Genomic DNA, 16064 nt, shown 5'->3' with positions numbered 1-16064 from the left:
ATATACGTATTGAGAATTCGCGATATACCGATCTAAGATCGCCGCATGTCGACTTCGATGCGTGTGATGGAACTCGTCCGCTTCGGTGACGCGGACACCGCGTTCGCCGCCCGAGAGCTGCCAAGACCCACTCCCGGACCCGGCCAGGTGCTGGTGCGCGTCCTTGCCACGTCCGTGAACCCTCTCGACCTGCAGACCCGGCGCGGCGACTACCGCGACCAGGTGGCGCTGCCCGCGGTGATCGGCAACGACGTGTCCGGCGTGGTGGTCGAGAGCGGCCCTGGGGCAGGCGACTTCCAGCCGGGCGACGAGGTCTGGTACCTGGCGCCGATGTTCGCCGGGCAGGGAACCTACGCCGAGTTCCACGTGGTCGACCAGGCCCTGGTCGCCCGCAAGCCCGCACGGTTGTCGCACGTCGAGGCCGCCGGTCTCGCGCTCGTGGGCGTGACGGCGTGGGAGGCGCTGGTCGAACGCGCCGGGGTGCGGGTCGGGGAACGGGTCCTGGTGCACGGCGGAGCGGGCGGGGTCGGCTCGGCCGCCGTCCAGGTCGCCAGTGCGATGGGAGCCGAGGTGGTAACCACCGCGCGGGCAAGGGATCACGAGTTCGTCACCGGACTGGGGGCCGACATCGCGATCGACTTCTCGGCCGGTGACTATGTGCCGCAGGTCCGCGCCCTTGGTGGGGTGGACGTCGTGCTGGACACGGTGGGTGGGGGCACCCTCGCCCGCAGCCCGGAGGTCCTCGCAGACCGAGGCCGCGTGGTGTCCATCGTGGACATCCCCGAACCTCAGAACCTGCTCGCCGCGTGGGGCGTGAACGCGACCTACCACTTCCTCTTCGTCAGCCCCGGCCGGGCGAAGCTCGAGGCCCTGGGCCGGCTGGTCGACCAGGGCAGACTCCGGCCGGTGATCGGCGCCGTGCTACCGCTGGCCGACATCGCACAGGCGCACACACTGTTGGAAGGTGGCTCTGCCGGTGAGGGCCGCGGACGCCCACGCGGCAAGATCGCCGTCGCTGTGCACCCCCTGGACGAGCCACCGCGCCGGACAACGTCCTTGCCTTAGCTTGACTCGGTCGGGGATCTCGGACGGCCTGTCCTCGGCAGCGGCAGCGGCAGCGGCACATGCCGTGTCCGTGGGCGCACTCGTTGATGGTGTCGGCGGCCCTTAGAGGAAGCTCACGTTCTGGGCCAGGGCGAGGCGGCCGGAGTAGTTGATGGTGTTGGTGGCCGGGCGCATGTACGCGCGCCAGGCGTCGGAGCCGGACTCGCGTCCGCCGCCGGTCTCCTTCTCGCCGCCGAACGCGCCTCCGATCTCGGCACCGGACGTGCCGATGTTGACGTTGGCGATGCCGCAGTCGGAGCCCTCGGACGACAGGAAGAGCTCGGCCTCCTGCTGGTCGCGGGTGAAGATGCTGGAGGAAAGACCCTGCGGGACGCCGTTGTGCAGCGCGATGGCCTCCTGAAAGGTGTCGTACGTGAGGACGTACAGGATGGGGGCGAAGGTCTCCGCACGTACTACGTCGGTCTGCTCGTCGACCCGGACGACGACCGGCTCGGCGTACGCGGCCCGGGGCGCCGCGTCCGCCAGGCGCCGGTTGCCACCGGCGAGGATCTTGCCGCCCTGTGCCTGTACGCGGGCCAGCGCGTCCTGCATGCCGTCCAGGGCCGCGGGGGAGATGAGCGGGCCGACGAGGGTGTTCTCGTCGAACGGGTCTCCGATGGGGAGCTTGGTGTACGCGGCCGTCAGGCGCGCCACAAGGGTGTCGGCGATGTCGCGGTGGACGATCAGGCGGCGCAGCGTGGTGCAGCGTTGCCCGGCCGTGCCCGCGGCGGCGAAGACGATGCCCTGCACCGCGAGGTCGAGATCGGCGGACGGCGCCACGACCGCGGCGTTGTTGCCGCCGAGTTCGAGCAGGCTGCGCCCGAACCGGGCCGCCACGCGCGGGCCGACCTCGCGACCCATGCGGGTGGATCCGGTGGCGCTGAGGAGTGCGACGCGCGGGTCGTCCACAAGCCGCTCACCCACCGAGCGGTCGCCGAGCAGGAGACGGTGTACGTCGCGGGGGGCGCCGACCTCCTCCGCGGCCCGGGCAAGCAGCCGGTCGCAGGCCAGCGAGATCAGCGGGGTCAGCTCGGACGGCTTCCAGACCACGGTGTCGCCGCAGGCAAGCGCGACCGCGGTGTTCCACGACCACACCGCGGCGGGGAAGTTGAACGCGGAGATCACCCCGACCACGCCCAGCGGGTGCCAGGTTTCGGCGAGCCGGTGGCCGGGACGCTCGGAGGCGATGGTGCGGCCGTAGAGCTGGCGCGAGAGGCCGACCGCGAAGTCACAGATGTCGATCATCTCCTGGACCTCGCCGAGCGCCTCCGAGCGGATCTTGCCCGCCTCTATGGTGATCAGGTCGGCCAGGTCGATCTTGTGGTCCCGCAGCAACTCGCCCAGACGGCGCACAAGTTCGCCCCGGCGCGGCGCCGGGGTGGTGCGCCAGGTGAGGAACGCCTCGTGGGCAGCGGCGACGGCGTCCTCTGCGTCGGCGGGCCTCGCCCCGGTCAGGCCGAACAGCTCCTCGCCGGTGATGGGCGTACGCGCCTGGAAATCGCTGCCCTCCGGAACGCTCACGCCGACGCGCCGCATGCTCGTGAGGGCACGGCTGCGCAGGTCGCCGGTGGTGGGCAGGGCGGTGGTGCCGGTCATGGTGCTCCCTGGGTGAGGTGTGTGGGTGGGGGCAGAGGGGTCAGCTGGGCCTGCCGTCGAGGCGCAGGCCCAGTTCGCGGCCGACCCGGGTGATCGAGAGGCTCTGCTGGTGCTCGTACAGGGCGTACGGGTCGAGGACCTCGCGCTCGATGGCGCCGGACAGCCAGTCGCTGTCGTACGCGGCACCTTCCTGCTCGGTGTTCCGGGAACCCTCGCCGCTGAGGTTGGACTGGAAGATGCCGGCGGCGGAGCGTGGCAGGAAGTCCTCGTAGACGACGGGTTCGGCCCGCACCCAGCCTCGGTCCTCCAACTCGGCGACGGTGGAGGGTGGTTCGGTGCCGTCGCGTGGGCGATCGGGTGCGGCTCGGTAGGTGAAGTAGGCCAGCTCCTGCGTGGCCAGCTCGCGCTCGGTGGCCGGGACGTGCGCGGCCCACAGAGTGCGGGCCAGTTCGGTGCGGTCGGCTGCGGGGTGCAGGGCGGCCTGGTCGTCGACGAGGGTGAGAAGGCGGTCGTAGAGCGCGCGGCCCGCGGGGGTGAGGGCGATGCCACGGGCCTCGACCTCGCCGAACCGCACTCGCAGGGCGCCGCGGGTGACGCTGCCGTCCGGGCGGCGCATGGCGCGCGGTTCGGCCAGGGCGCGGAAGGACGTCTGGCGCAGCAGCAGGTCGGGGCCCTTCAAGGCGGGCGGGCCCTGGATGGTGTCGATCATCTCGATGCCGCGGTCGGTCATCCGCCGGTACAGCTCGTCGATGTCCAGGACGCGCGGGGTGAGGTGGTTGATGTGGGTGGAGCGGACGCCGCCGATGTCGGCGGCGACCGCGGAGACCCTCTCCAGTTCCTCGTACCAGGCCTGGTCGATCGGTTCGTCGGACAACTCGAAGGCCTGGACGGCGAGATGGAGGAAGCGCTCCGCGTCCGCCTCGGAGAGTTCGTGCTCGGCCTCGGCCCGGTCGGCCAGGGCGAGCAGCTCCGGAGGGAAGAGTTCACGCCCGGCCAGGAACGTCTCCAGGCGCGATCGCAGGTCGGCGTCGAAGAAGCGTGGGTCCGCGGGCGTGAGCAGTGAGGTGAAGACACGGAAGGGATTGCGCGCCAACTCCTCGGCGTCCACCGGGCGAAAGGCCGTCGACACGACCGGCACCGCGCTGGCGGCCGCCTCCCGCAGGTCGTAGAAGCCGACCGGGCGCAGGCCGAGCGCGCCGAAGATCCGTGCGACGTGGCCCAGCTCGGCCGGGGTGCCCACGCGGATGGCGCCGTGCCGCTCCGCGGTGACCCGGCTGATGGATCCGAGCCGTTCGGCGTCGGCGCCCTGCGCGCGCAGGGTGTCCTCGTTGACCTCGTGCGAGACGTCCACGAGCGTGTTGTAGGCGGGGACTTCCCGCCCGTACATCTCCGAGAGCCGTGCGGCGAAGGCGGCCCGCAGCTGCCACTGGCTGATCATGGAAGGTCTGCCTTTCGGACTGTCGGACTTGGAAGAAGTCGAATGGTCATACGACATGGGTCTCTGGGCGGAACGCGGCCCCGGTCCGGAAGCGGTCGGCGCTCATCGGCGCGATGTCGACGCACGGCTCGCGTTCGAGGTGCAGGTCGCGCACGATCTCGCCGACGGCGGGGGCTTGAAGGAAGCCGTGTCCCGAGAACCCGGTGGCGTAAAGGAAGTTGGGCAGGTCGCCGGAGCGGCCGATCAGCGCGTTGTGGTCGGGCGTGACCTCGTACAGGCCCGCCCAGCCGTCGGCGAGCGGCATCTCGGCGAGGGCGGGGGCGCGATGGCGTACGACGTCCCGGAAGAGGTCGAGCCACCCCGGGGTCCACGTGGTGTCGAAGCCATCTGCCTGGCGGGGGTCGGCGAGGCCGAACAGGAGCCCGTCGTCGCTGTTGTGGAAGTACGCCGACGACGTGAAGTCGATCGTGAAGGGGATTCGCGGGGCAGCCGGCGAAAGGCGTTCGGTGAAGGCCAGTTGGCGGCGTACCGGCCGGACGGGCAGATCGACGCCGACCATGGCGCCGATCTGACCGGACCAGGCGCCCGCCGCGCAGATCACGGTGGAACAGGTGACGGAGCCGCGGTCGGTGTGCACGGCGCTGACCCGGTCGCCCGTGGTGTCCATGCCGGTCACGCGGGTGTGGGTGGCGAAACGGACGCCCGCCAGGGCCGCCGCGTCGGCGTATCCCCGCACGGCCAGACCGGGGCGGGCGTGCCCATCGGTGGGGGAGTGGACTGCGGCCACGAGGCCTTCGGCGCTCAGATACGGGCAGAGACGCCGGGCCTCGTCGGCATCGATCATGCGGCTCGGCACGCCCATGCTGTTCTGGAGCCGGACGCTCTCGGCGAACTCCACGGCCTGCCGCTCACTGGTGAGCACGAAGAGATAGCCCACGGTGTCGAGGCGGATGTCCGCGCCGGGCCGCTGCGGGAAGTCCCGGTAGGCGCGCAGACTCCGGTTGCCGAGCTCGATGTTGAGCGGGTCGGAGAAGTGGGCGCGTATGCCGCCGATGGGTTTGCCCGAGCTGCCGCAGGCGAGCTCGCCGCATTCGACGACGACGATGTCACGTACTCCGGCCTCGGCGAGGTGGAAGGCGATGGAGGCACCCATCACGCCCCCGCCGACGATCACCACATCGGCGACCGGCGGGAGAGTACGGAAGGCGGGGGCGGTGGACGGGCGCGATGAGAAGGACAAGAGACCGATCCCTTCCAGAGGCCGGCGCCAGAACCGACGTGCCTGAAGAGGCGTCAGTTCGCGGGCGTGGCATGGGCAGTCGGTAACGTACGGGACGCCGATCAGTGAGCTGTACGTCATCGTGACGCAACCCGACCGTTGACGTCCATGAACGGTTACTGCTCCTGATCTTTGACGATCTCTATAAGTTCGCCTCATGGATTGGACGAGTTCGCAGCTGCGGTCCTTGGTCGAGCTGACCCGGCGCGGCACCATCACCGCCGTCGCACACGCTCTGGGCTACACCCCGGGCGGCGTCTCCCAGCAGATCGCCGCGCTGGAGAAGGCCGCGGGCACCCCACTCCTGCGCCGGGCGGGCCGCCGGGTGGAACTCACCGACGCCGGGACCACGCTGGCCCGGCACGCCGAGCGGATCCTGGCCACGGAGGCCGAAGCCGTCGAGGAGCTGGAACGCGGCTGCGGCGCGGTCTCCGGCACCCTGCGCGTGGGCCTGTTCGCCACGGCCGCCGCCGAGATCCTGCCGCCCGTCCTGCGCCGGGTGCACGCGGCCCACCCCGAACTGGGCGTGCACAGCCGCGACATGGACGTAGACGAGGTGTACGACGCCGTCGCATCCGGAGGCGTGGACCTGGCACTCGGCCTGGACTACCCGGACGTGCCCATCCCGCGCGACGCCGCCTTGCGGGTGACCCGGCTCTACTGCGAGCGCTTCGCCCTCGCGGTGCCCACCGGCTGGATGGAGGGCCGCGAAAGCGCCGCTCTTGCCGACACCCGGGATCTGGCGTGGATCCTGCCGTCGGCCGACAGCTACTACGGCCGCGCCGTGCGCACCGTGTGCCGCCGCGCGGGCCTCGAACCGAACGTTCGGCACGAAGTCACCGACACCGCCGCGACCCTGGCCCTGGTCGAGGCGGGCATCGGCGTGAGCACGGTCACCGAGCTGATGCTCGGGCTGCGCGCCTCGCGCTTCGACGTGGTGCGGCTGCGCGAGCGGATGGAGCGGCACATCGTCGTGGTGTGCCGCGCCTCTGCCGAACGGCGTCCGGCGGTGGCCGCGCTGGTCGACGTATTGCGGACTGTTGCCGACCAGCGCGGTTCCTGACCTCGACCTCGTCACTCCTGACGCAAGGTCAGGACCAGGTCGCTCGGCAGACCGTGGGTGTCATGGAGATAGTGGAAGTCCTCCTCGTTCAGCGGGCCCTTGAACCGGGGCCTGGCCAGTACTTGCCGCCCCCGCTCCAGGAGCCGCCTGAACCGCCGCTCCTCATCGAGCAGCACCCGGCGCACACCGTCGGGATCCACGTCCTGACGAAAGTGATCCAAGGTGTGCAGGACCAACTCCACCGGCAGATCGACCAGTTCGCGCGAGGGATCCTCCCGCCACAGCACGGTGAGCAGCCGTCGCACGAGTCGGCGCAGCACGTAGCCGCGGCCGGTGTTGGCCGGGTGCACCCCGTCGCCGATCACCACCGTGGCCGAGCGGAGGTGGTCGCAGACCAGCCGCAGTGACGGTTCGTCCAGCTGCCACAGGCCCGGCACGAGGTGTCGCCAGGGGTCGAAGAGGTCGCATTCGAAGACCGACGTCCGCCCCTGCAGCAGCGAGGCCAGTCGCTCCAGGCCGAGTCCGGTGTCGATGTTGCGCTGGGGGAGCGGCACGAGGGAGCCGTCGATCAGCCGACGGTGACGCATCATCACGTGGTTCCACAGCTCCACCCAGCGGTCGTCACCGGTCGGCGTCGACTCGGGCGGGGTGTCACCGGTCCACATAAAGATCTCCGAGTCGGGACCGCAGGGGCCGGTCGGCCCGTTGGACCACCAGTTGTCCTGCACGGTGAGTTCCACCGGCAGCCCGCGCTCCTGCCACAGCTCCAGGGAAGCGGTGTCGGGCCCGACCTGGTCGTCACCGCCGAAGACGGTGGCGTGCAGCAGACTCGGGTCGATGCCGAACCCGTCGGTGAGCAGCCCGTAACCCCAGTCGAGGCTCTGGCGACCCTCGTAGTCGCCGAGCGACCAGGTGCCGAGCATTTCGAAGACGGTCAGATGGGTGGAGTCACCGACCTCCTCCAGGTCCGTGGTGCGCAGACAGCGCTGCACATTGACAAGACGCCTGCCGAGCGGATGAGGCTGCCCCTCCAGGTACGGAGTGAGCGGGTGCATGCCCGAGGTGGTGAAAAGGACCGGGTCACCGGGTGGCGGCATCAGCGTCGAGCCGGTGATCCGGCGGTGGCCCCGCTCCTCGAAGTACTCGACGAACGTACGGACCACGTCTTCGGTGCTCAACCGGGTGTGCGTTCCGGGGTGAGTTCCGGTGTTCTCTTCGGTGTTCATGGGGTGGCTCCTTCGCATACGCAGCGGGGAGGCACCGGACAGTGGGTCCGCACACCGGGACCGGGGTGTGAACACCACGGAAAACCACCGGCGGACCGTGTCCGGTCGCCGGTGGGAACGGGGAAGTGCGTCAGGCGGCGGCAACCGGCGAGCTGGTCGCTCGCGCGGTCGCGGTGGTGAGGGGGCCGGTGACGTTCATAGGTCCGACGGTAACGCGCGCAGATCTTGGGTGCACGGGAATTTCCGCCGGGTGACCTCTACCTTGGCTACAGGGCGCCGCTGTACGTGGGCGCCGCGGTCGTTGCCGTCGGTCTGATGGCCTCACGGGCGGCGGCCCCATGCGGAGATCATCGGGGCAGTGGTGAGATCGAGGCGGCCCGAAGTGACGCTCGCGAGATGCCGATCGATCTCCTCGTCGGTCGCGAGCCCTGCCGCGATCAGCCTGTCCCGCACTTGCCGGACCGTTGCCGCCTCCAGGACGTCGCAGGCCGCGGACGTGATCGGGAAGTAGGCATCCGCGGTGACATCGGTCAGCCCCGCCTCCCGTAGCAGCCTGGGGACCTTGCGTCCGTAGGCCAGGTCGGCACCGCGAGCCGCGAGGAGGGAGCGGAATCCGGCCCGCAACTTGTTGGCCAGTGCCTGCTCGGGCCCGTACTCGTCCAGGCAGATCAGTGGCTGCGACGCCGGATCGGCGTCTTCCACGAGCAGCCAGCCGCCGGGCCGCAGCGCGCCGACCATCGCGCGCAGGGCCCGTTCCCTGTCGGCCACATGCACCAGCACCAACCGGGCGTGAACGAAGTCGAAGCCGTTCACCGGCGGTTCGTCCCGGCCCACGTCGTGGTGCAGCACCTCGATGACCCCTCCCGCCGCCCGGGAGGCCCAGGAAGTGTCGATGTCGGTCGCCAGGACCCGACCGGTCGGCCCGACCCGGTCGGCCAGCCAGGTCACCACCGAGGGGCCGCCCGCCCCGACCTCCCAGCACTGCCACCCCGAGGCGATCCCCAGGGCCTCGATGTGCCGGAAGGTGGTGGGGTCGAAGAGCTCGCCGAGCGCATCGAAACGGATGCCCGCCTCGGACTGTGCATTGTCGAGGAGATAGCCGCCGCCGTCGCGGGACTCCTGTGCAGGGTGCGTCATGGGGAGATTGTCCCTCTCCCCGCACGCCCTCCCTGAAGTCGCCGCTTCCGGCCCCCACACACCCCGGAATCGAAGTTTTCAGGAGCGTCCGCTCGCGTCGATCGTCACTTAGTGACATGCTGTCGTTTGGGGACACTGGAGGAGAAGGGTGACGAGGCGTCATGGCGACGGAGAAGCGCGGCAGCGGGGGAGGGATGAGCGAGCAGCGGCGTGCGCGGCTGCGGCTCGAGATTTCCCGGGAAGCGGCGCGCCTGTTCTGGGAGCAGGGAGTGGCAGCCACGAGCGGAGATCAGATCGCGGAGGCCGTCGGCCTGTCCACGCGCACGATCTGGCGGCACTTTCGCAGCAAGGAGAGCTGCGCCGAGCCGGTCGTCATGCAAGGGGTCGTCACCCTGCTGAGCGTGCTGCGCAGCTGGCCCCGGCAGAGCTCCATCGAAGACCACCTGGCCACGGAACTGATCAGGCTCCGGCACGAGAAGCCGCCCGTCGATCTTGCCGACGAGATGCTGGCGATGAAGATGATTCGGCTCGCCGACACCGAGCCGGCGCTCCGCACGGCATGGCTGATGGCCTGTGATCAGACGGAACGGGAGATGTGCGTGATTGTCGGCAGCCGTCTGGGGCTGTCTGCCGGTGATCTGGATGTGCGGGTGCACGCCGCGGCCGCCGCCGCGGTCGTGCGGCTCCTTGACGAGCACATCGGCGCCGCCCTCCTCACCGGCGCCGATCTCACGGAGTTCAACGACGTGGCGGCCGTCTCCCGGCGTTACGCCCATGCGATCCGCACGGCGACCGGCGGATTCGTCGGCGACCCCGTCGCCTGAGGGCATCGGGCCCCGAGTGACGCAGTTCAGCAGTGACCGAACCGAGGCGAACTCAGGAGGAGTTTCCGCATGTCCGTCATACCGCGCGAGGTCCCGCACCTCACCGTCGAGGACTTCTTCGGCCCACCCGTCCGCGCCGGCGCATCGATATCGCCCGACGGCACCAGAATCGCCTACCTGGCACCGTGGCAGGAGCGGCTGAACGTATGGGTGGAGAGCGTCGATTCGGATGAGGAGGCGCGCTGTGTCACCGCCGACGGCAACCGCAGCGTGCACACCTTCCACTGGACCGACGATCCACGCTGGCTGCTCTACGAACAGGACGGTGACGGCGACGAGAACTGGCACGTCTACCGGGTCGACCTGGAGAGTGTCGACGTAAAGAACGCCGACGTAGAGAACCCCGACGTAGAGAACGTCGAATTGGCGAACCCGGGGGCCGAGGCCGTCGATCTCACCCCCTTTCCCGGAGCCACGGTTGCGGGATTCGAGCTGTCCGTCTCCCGGCCGGGTAAGGCGCTCCTGCATCTGAACCGAAGGAACTCCGCCGAGTTCGACCTCCACGAAGTCGACATCGCCACAGGCGAGTTGACGATGCTGGCTCAGAATCCCGGGCAGGTCGCCGGTTGGCTGTACACGCCCGGCGGCGACCTGTACGCCCAGACCTGGATGGCTGACGGCGAGATCGAGCTGGCGCAGTGGGAGACCGGGACGGGCAAACTGCGCGTGGTCACCACGTTCGACGGCTCCGACTACCCGTTGGGCGTCGCACCGTTCCAGCTCACCCCGGACGGTTCCGGCGTGTGGGTCGGCTCCAACCGGAACACCGACCGGACCCGGCTCGTCCGGCTCGACCTGGCCACCGGCGAGGAGACCGAGGTCGACAGCCACCCGGACTTCGACCTCGACACGCGTTCCACCGTCTTCACCACCCTGCCGTCGCCGCTCATCCGCGACCGGCACACCGGAGAGCTGATCGGCGCGCGCTACCTCGGCGAGCGACAGGTGATCCACCCACTGGACCCGCACTTCGCCGCGGTCCTTGAGAACCTGGAGGAGCTGTCCGACGGGGATCTGTCCGCGGTGTCGTCCGACGCGAGCGGGCAGCGCTGGGTCGTCAGATTCACCCACGACCGTGACCCGGGTGCCACCTACTACTACGACCACACCACCGGTGAGAGCCGACTCCTTTTCCGGCCGTTCCCGCACCTGGACCCCGAGGTCCTCGCCCCGATGGCACCGGTCACGATCCGGGCACGCGACGGCCTTGATCTCCCCTCGCACCTGACCCTGCCCGTGGGAGTCGAACCGGCGGGGCTCCCGTTGGTCCTGCTGGTCCACGGCGGCCCGTGGTCCCGCGACAGCTGGGGCTTCAACCCTGTCGCGCAGCTGCTTGCCAACCGCGGCTATGCGGTGCTGCAGGTCAACTTCCGGGGCTCGACCGGATACGGCAAGGCGTTCCTCAAGGCCGGCATCGGGGAGCTGGCCGGGAAGATGCACGACGACCTCATCGATGCCGTCGACTGGGCCGTCGACGAGGGGTACGCGGACCGGGAGCGCGTCGCGATCTTCGGCGGTTCGTACGGCGGTTACGCCGCCCTGGTCGGGGTCACCTTCACCCCGGACGTCTTCGCCGCCGCCATCGACGCCTTCGGCATCTCGAACCTCGTGACCTACCTGGGGACCCTGCCGGAGTTCGTGAGGCCGCAGCTGGTCAACAACTGGCTCCTCTACGCCGGTGATCCGAGCGACCCGGAACAGCGGGCGGACCTCCTTGCGCGCTCACCCCTGAGCCGGGTGGACCAGATCCGTACGCCGTTGATGGTGGTCCAGGGTGCCAACGACATCCGCGTCGTCAAGGCCGAGTCCGACCAGATCGTCGACGCGCTGCGCGCCCGAGGTGTCGAGGTCGAGTACATGGTCAAGGACGACGAGGGCCACGGCTTCGTGAACCCGGAGAACAACATCGACCTGTACCGCGCGGCCGACCGATTCCTCGCCCTCCACCTCGGCGGGCGATCCGACTCTGAGAAGGAGACATGCGCCTGACGCTGCTCACCAATCCCCAGGGGCGCGGACAGTTGCTGTGTGCCGCGGCGCTGACCGAGCTGACCCTCGACGGGCTGCCCGGCGCCGAGGGAGGAGAGGTCGTCCAGCTTCCCACCGGGCTGGGCGCGCGGACCTGACACCGCGCGCCCACAGGTGTGAGTTCGTCCGTTCATATTCCTTGACACGAATATTCTCCATGGAGAATACTTGGCTCATGGACGCAATGGACGCACTCCTCTCCGCGCTGGCCGACCCGGCCCGTCGGCGGCTCGTGAGTCTGCTGGCCGAGCGGCCCCGCTCGGTCGGGGTCCTCGCCCAGCTCGCCGAGGCCCGCCAGCCGCAGACGACCAAGCACCTGCAGGTCCTGGAGCGCGCCGGCGTCGTCACCTCCCAGCGCACCGGCCAGCGCCGCGTCTACGCGCTCCGGTCCGCTGCCCTGCGGGACCTGGCAGCCGCGCTCAACCGGTTCGCCGACACCGCCGATGCCGCAGACCAGGACGGTGGCCCGCGTGCGACCTTCGACAGGTACGGGGCCGGCCTTCACGAGGAGCGGCTCGCCGCGGGGGATTCGGGGTGGGCCGACGGCCGTTCGTTCAGGTTCCTCCGGTCCCTTGCGGTCCACCCCGAGCTGCTCTGGAGCCACCTGACCGAGGCCACCCTGCTCGCCCGGTGGTGGACGCCCGACGACCTCCGCGTCTCCGAGCTCGTCTTCGAGGCGCGACCGGGCGGACGGATCGTCCACGAGTACCGCGATGTCGAGGACACCGACGGCTCCGACCTGGTCGTCGGGCGCGCGCAGGGCATTGTCGACGACGTTCGCCCCGGTGAGCGCCTCGCCTACCGGCTCTCCCCGCTGCTTCCCGACGGCTCTCTCGCCTTCACCGCCCACGTCGACCTCGGCCTGAAGCCCACCGGCGCAGGCACGGACCTCGACGTCCACTGGCGGATCACGGACAGCACAGTCGACTCCGCCGACTTCATCGCGGGCATCGAGATCGGCTTCGGCCAGAGCCTCGACAAGCTCGCTGCGGCACTCGCCACGGATTCGCACGACACCCACAGTGACACCGACACCCACAGTGACACCGACACCAGGAGCGCGAAATGACGGAGCAGAAGCAGACCGCAGGCCGCCGGGTCGTCACCAACATGAGCCTCTCCCTGGACGGCCACTACGCGGCGCCGGACAACCCGCAGAACATGAGCTGGGTGATGCCGTACGCCCACACCGATGTCGCCCGTGACCTCCTGACCAGCCTCTGGGAGCCGGCCACGACGGCCCTGCTCGGGCGGGTCAACGCCGAGGGCTTCCTCGGTTTCTGGCCCACCGTCATCGGCATGGAGGGAGCCGACCCGCGTGACGAGGCCTTCGCGAAGTGGCTCGTGGAAACCGACAAGGTGGTTCTCTCCTCCACCCTCGGCAAGGCGCTGTGGGAGCGGACGACGATCGTCGACAAGCCGACGGCCGAGGCGGTCGACGACCTGAAGGCGACCGAAGGCGGCGACATTCTCGTGCTCTCCAGCGCGAGCGTCATCAAAGCGCTGCTGGCGGCCGACAAGGTCGACCGGCTTGCGCTGACGATCTTTCCGCTCTTCCTCGGCGGCGGTCCGCGCCTCTTCGACGACGGCCTGCCCGCCGGGAAGTGGGAGCTCGTCAGCCAGACCGCGGGCGAGCACGGCACGTTGGCTCTGGTCTACGACCGAGTCCGCTGAGTCGGGGATCGCTGTCGGTACCCGGGGCACCGCGCGGCTGATCATGCGGCGCCCCGGGCGGTGTGCGGCGTCAGTCCTGGTGGACCACGTTCCGCCCGGGCCCGCCGGAGAGGGTGTCCGCGCCGGAGCCGCCGTACAGCTCGTCGTCGCCGCTGTTTCCGTAGATCGTGTCGTTACCGCTGTTGCCGTACAGGACGTCGTTGCCCTTGCCGCCGTACAGATAGTCGTCGCCGGCCGCGCCGCGGATCGTGTCGTTGCCGTCGCCGCCGGACAGGTTCTGCCTCTCGGCTCCGCCCTGGATCACGTCGTCGCCCGCGCCGCCGTCGACGGCACTCTCGTCGCCGTCCGAGTAGATCGTGTCGTTGTCGTTCCCACCCTGCGCGATGCTGCCTCCGGCAGCGTGGATGGTGTCGTTGCCGTCACCGCCGCTCACCACCCCGGCCACCCCCACCGTGAGGTTGTCGTCGCCCGCCCCGCCCTTGACGGAGTTGCCGTCGACGGAGCCGGTCCGGGTCAGGGTGTCCTTGCCGTCACCCAGGTCCGCCGAGGCGAAGTAGTACGTCTGGTCGGTGGCGTTGTCGTAGGCGACGGTGTCATCGCGGTCGCCGAGGACCAACTTCAAAGTGGCGTACGGATCCTGGGTCTCCAGGGTGGCGACCGTGCAGGAGACCTTGGTGCGGTCCGCGCCGTCGGGGTAGGAGCAGCCATCTCCCGCGCTGACCGGAACGGCGTCATCGATCTCATAGGTGATCTGTTCGGAGTCTTCGGATATCGACGCGGTGACGGTCACCTTGTTGGTCTGGCCGGAGGCGGCGGTGTAGAGAATCCCGTGATCGCTCGGGCTGAACGCGGCGGTGGCCTCCGGCACCGCTGCACCGGCGGTGCCGGCCAGGAAGAGCGGAGCGGCCAGCGCCGTGCCGAGGGCCAGCGTCATCGCCGACGTAGTACGGAATACCCGGCGGCTGACGAGTTCAGAGGGCATTGCATAACCTCCATGAGGCGTACGTGGTCCTTGCAACTACGTGTGACTGCCGGGGTTTTCGGTTGGTTGTAATCCGAATCGCGAGGGCATGCGTTCGTGGATTCTCGATGCGGGCGGCATAAGTACCGGCTGGCCAGCGGTGTTTGGTCGCTCATCCGCGGCGCGACAATTCCCTGTAAGGCGCGGTTCGGCGGAAATTCATGATGGCGGAATGGTCGAACTTCCCTCGCAGGTAGCGCCGTATGGAATTTTCTCGTACGGCGGTCTCACGGAATCGCTCTGCTGGTTCCTCCCCCCTGCTGGTTCCTTCCCCGCCCGCCGCCGCGACGGCCCGCGGTCGGCGGGCGGGATGCAAAGGAAGGGCAGGTACGTCAGCTCTCCCGCAGCCTGCTCACTGATCAGAATCAGTGGCCGACCTGCGGTGGCGCAGGTGCAGGACGGTCCCGCCGGCCAGGACCACAGCGCCTGCGCCTGCGAGGGCGCCGACCAGGCCGAGGCCGGGGGAGGCCATGGGTGAGTCGGAGGCGGTGTTCTCGATGTCCGGGGTGATGTCGGCAGCGGAGCGGGACCCCGCTGACGAGTCGCCGCCGTGCCCCTCGTGGCCTTCGTGCCCCTCGTGAACCGCTGCCGCCTCGGTGTTCTTTTCGCCCGCGCCGAGCGCGGTCACCGCCGCACCGGACCGTTCGCCGCCGGTCAGTCCGGTGACCTCGCCGTTGCCTCCGTCGAAGACCACGTCCGAGCAGGAGAAGAAGTTCTCCTGGCTGTCGGAGCGGATCCACTGGACGAACAGAATGTGCTGACCGGTACGTTCAGGCAGCCGCAGGTCCCAGTAGTAGTGGCCCGCCTCGCTGCCCGGACCACCCTCCTGCGGCGGGTTCTGGACGGTCTGTACGTTCTCCAGGTCCGACCAGCCCAGTGGCTGCTGCGGGTCGAAGCCTTCCTTGGTGATGTACACCTTGAACGTGCCCGGATGGTGCGCCCAGTTGCTGTAGTTCACCTCGATGTCGGCGCCTGCGGTGAGATGGGTGACGGGCCAGTCGGTGCGGGCGGTGTTGTACGGGGAGAAGTCGTAGGGGCTGCGGTCGCCCGCGCTGCACAGCGTGCCGTCCTCGACATAGCCCTCGCCGCGGCCGCCCGCGTTGGAGTCGAGTACCGCGAACCAGTTGTACAGCGGCGTGGTACCCGCGTCCTGCACCGCCGCCTTGCAGGCGGGGTTGGTCGGCATCTGGGTGGAGGAGTTGGCGAGCAGGTCCTTGTAGCACAGGTAGGTGCGCGACCCGGGCATCATGGCCACGCCGTGTGCGGCGGCCGTACCCGGGACGGCCAGTACGGCCGCGGCGGCGATGCCCGTGGCGCCGGCGAGGGAGGCCAGGCGTCTGGCGCGCATCGAGTCGCGTACGCGGGATCGGACGCCGACAAGCGTGGAGGAGCGACGGGGTCGAGGAAGGGTCATGGGAACGTCTCCTTCGGGGAGTTTCCGATGAGCGGCTCGCCTCGTAGTCGGCGCCGGGCCCGAAATGGTTGCCGCGTCGGGCCGAGCGGTGTGAAAGTCAGTCCGCACTGTCGGCTGGCCTTTGAGATCGCCGCCCCGGCGTGCTTCGAGGCAGTGGCGCCGTCCCCCGGCTGCCGATCCTGATGGGGCGCGTGGGCCTG

At 69.7% G+C, this 16064-nt stretch carries 14 protein-coding genes; 7 read left to right on the top strand and 7 right to left on the bottom strand.

Annotated features, from left to right (window positions below):
• Positions 1 to 45 precede the first annotated feature (45 nt).
• Positions 46 to 1065, top strand: coding sequence for a zinc-binding dehydrogenase (locus ACFQ7F_RS03045; RefSeq protein ID WP_383265156.1), 1020 nt, complete (start codon positions 46 to 48; stop codon positions 1063 to 1065).
• A 102-nt stretch (positions 1066 to 1167) separates the two neighbouring features.
• Here the strand turns inward: ACFQ7F_RS03045 and ACFQ7F_RS03040 are convergent, their stop codons facing one another.
• From ACFQ7F_RS03040 to ACFQ7F_RS03030, 3 genes are read right to left on the bottom strand one after another with little or no spacing between them, the layout of a single operon-like run.
• Positions 1168 to 2700, bottom strand: a complete 1533-nt coding sequence (locus ACFQ7F_RS03040; protein ID WP_383265153.1) for an aldehyde dehydrogenase family protein — start codon at positions 2698 to 2700, stop codon at positions 1168 to 1170.
• A 40-nt stretch (positions 2701 to 2740) separates the two neighbouring features.
• The gene (locus ACFQ7F_RS03035) at positions 2741 to 4138 is read right to left on the bottom strand and encodes a 2-oxoadipate dioxygenase/decarboxylase family protein (protein ID WP_383265150.1); all 1398 of its coding nucleotides are present in this window, start codon (positions 4136 to 4138) and stop codon (positions 2741 to 2743) included.
• A gap of 46 nt (positions 4139 to 4184) precedes the next feature.
• Positions 4185 to 5378 carry an NAD(P)/FAD-dependent oxidoreductase gene (locus tag ACFQ7F_RS03030; RefSeq protein WP_383265147.1) on the bottom strand — a complete coding sequence of 398 codons (1194 nt, stop codon included), beginning with the start codon at positions 5376 to 5378 and terminating at the stop codon, positions 4185 to 4187.
• A gap of 196 nt (positions 5379 to 5574) precedes the next feature.
• Between ACFQ7F_RS03030 and ACFQ7F_RS03025 the strand changes: the two genes are divergently transcribed.
• Positions 5575 to 6480 (top strand): LysR substrate-binding domain-containing protein, encoded by a 906-nt coding sequence (locus ACFQ7F_RS03025; RefSeq protein WP_383265145.1) that lies wholly within the window; start codon positions 5575 to 5577, stop codon positions 6478 to 6480.
• Positions 6481 to 6491: 11 nt separating this feature from the next.
• Here ACFQ7F_RS03025 and ACFQ7F_RS03020 read toward each other — a convergent pair whose 3' ends face one another.
• Complete coding sequence (locus tag ACFQ7F_RS03020) at positions 6492 to 7706, bottom strand: alanine--tRNA ligase-related protein (protein ID WP_383265143.1); 1215 nt, start codon at positions 7704 to 7706, stop codon at positions 6492 to 6494.
• 321 nt (positions 7707 to 8027) lie between these two features.
• Positions 8028 to 8843 carry a methyltransferase domain-containing protein gene (locus tag ACFQ7F_RS03015; RefSeq protein WP_383265140.1) on the bottom strand — a complete coding sequence of 272 codons (816 nt, stop codon included), beginning with the start codon at positions 8841 to 8843 and terminating at the stop codon, positions 8028 to 8030.
• 161 nt (positions 8844 to 9004) lie between these two features.
• On the opposite strand from ACFQ7F_RS03015, the gene ACFQ7F_RS03010 reads away from it, so the two are divergent.
• From ACFQ7F_RS03010 to ACFQ7F_RS02990, 5 genes are all read left to right on the top strand, one after another.
• Positions 9005 to 9667 carry a TetR/AcrR family transcriptional regulator gene (locus ACFQ7F_RS03010; RefSeq protein ID WP_383265137.1) on the top strand — a complete coding sequence of 221 codons (663 nt, stop codon included), beginning with the start codon at positions 9005 to 9007 and terminating at the stop codon, positions 9665 to 9667.
• Positions 9668 to 9736: 69 nt separating this feature from the next.
• The gene (locus ACFQ7F_RS03005) at positions 9737 to 11716 is read left to right on the top strand and encodes an alpha/beta fold hydrolase (protein WP_383265134.1); all 1980 of its coding nucleotides are present in this window, start codon (positions 9737 to 9739) and stop codon (positions 11714 to 11716) included.
• A complete protein-coding gene (locus ACFQ7F_RS03000; RefSeq protein WP_383265131.1) occupies positions 11707 to 11853 on the top strand; it encodes a hypothetical protein in 147 nt (48 codons plus the stop codon). The genes ACFQ7F_RS03005 and ACFQ7F_RS03000 overlap by 10 nt, the downstream gene beginning before the upstream one ends.
• Positions 11854 to 11939: 86 nt before the next feature.
• The gene (locus tag ACFQ7F_RS02995; RefSeq protein ID WP_383265335.1) at positions 11940 to 12824 is read left to right on the top strand and encodes a metalloregulator ArsR/SmtB family transcription factor; all 885 of its coding nucleotides are present in this window, start codon (positions 11940 to 11942) and stop codon (positions 12822 to 12824) included.
• Positions 12821 to 13429 (top strand): dihydrofolate reductase family protein, encoded by a 609-nt coding sequence (locus tag ACFQ7F_RS02990; RefSeq protein WP_383265128.1) that lies wholly within the window; start codon positions 12821 to 12823, stop codon positions 13427 to 13429. Before ACFQ7F_RS02995 ends, ACFQ7F_RS02990 begins: the two co-directional genes overlap by 4 nt.
• A 70-nt stretch (positions 13430 to 13499) precedes the next feature.
• Here ACFQ7F_RS02990 and ACFQ7F_RS02985 read toward each other — a convergent pair whose 3' ends face one another.
• The gene (locus ACFQ7F_RS02985) at positions 13500 to 14411 is read right to left on the bottom strand and encodes a calcium-binding protein (RefSeq protein WP_383265125.1); all 912 of its coding nucleotides are present in this window, start codon (positions 14409 to 14411) and stop codon (positions 13500 to 13502) included.
• Positions 14412 to 14802: 391 nt separating this feature from the next.
• Positions 14803 to 15798, bottom strand: a complete 996-nt coding sequence (locus ACFQ7F_RS02980; RefSeq protein WP_383265332.1) for a lytic polysaccharide monooxygenase — start codon at positions 15796 to 15798, stop codon at positions 14803 to 14805.
• Positions 15799 to 16064: the final 266 nt, after the last annotated feature.

Origin of the sequence: Streptomyces sp. NPDC056486 (genome assembly GCF_042795295.1) — a bacterium.
In the GTDB taxonomy this organism is placed as follows: Bacteria; Actinomycetota; Actinomycetes; order Streptomycetales; family Streptomycetaceae; genus Streptomyces.
Note: the sequence above shows the minus strand (reverse complement) of the source record. Positions and strands in the feature narration are given on the sequence as shown.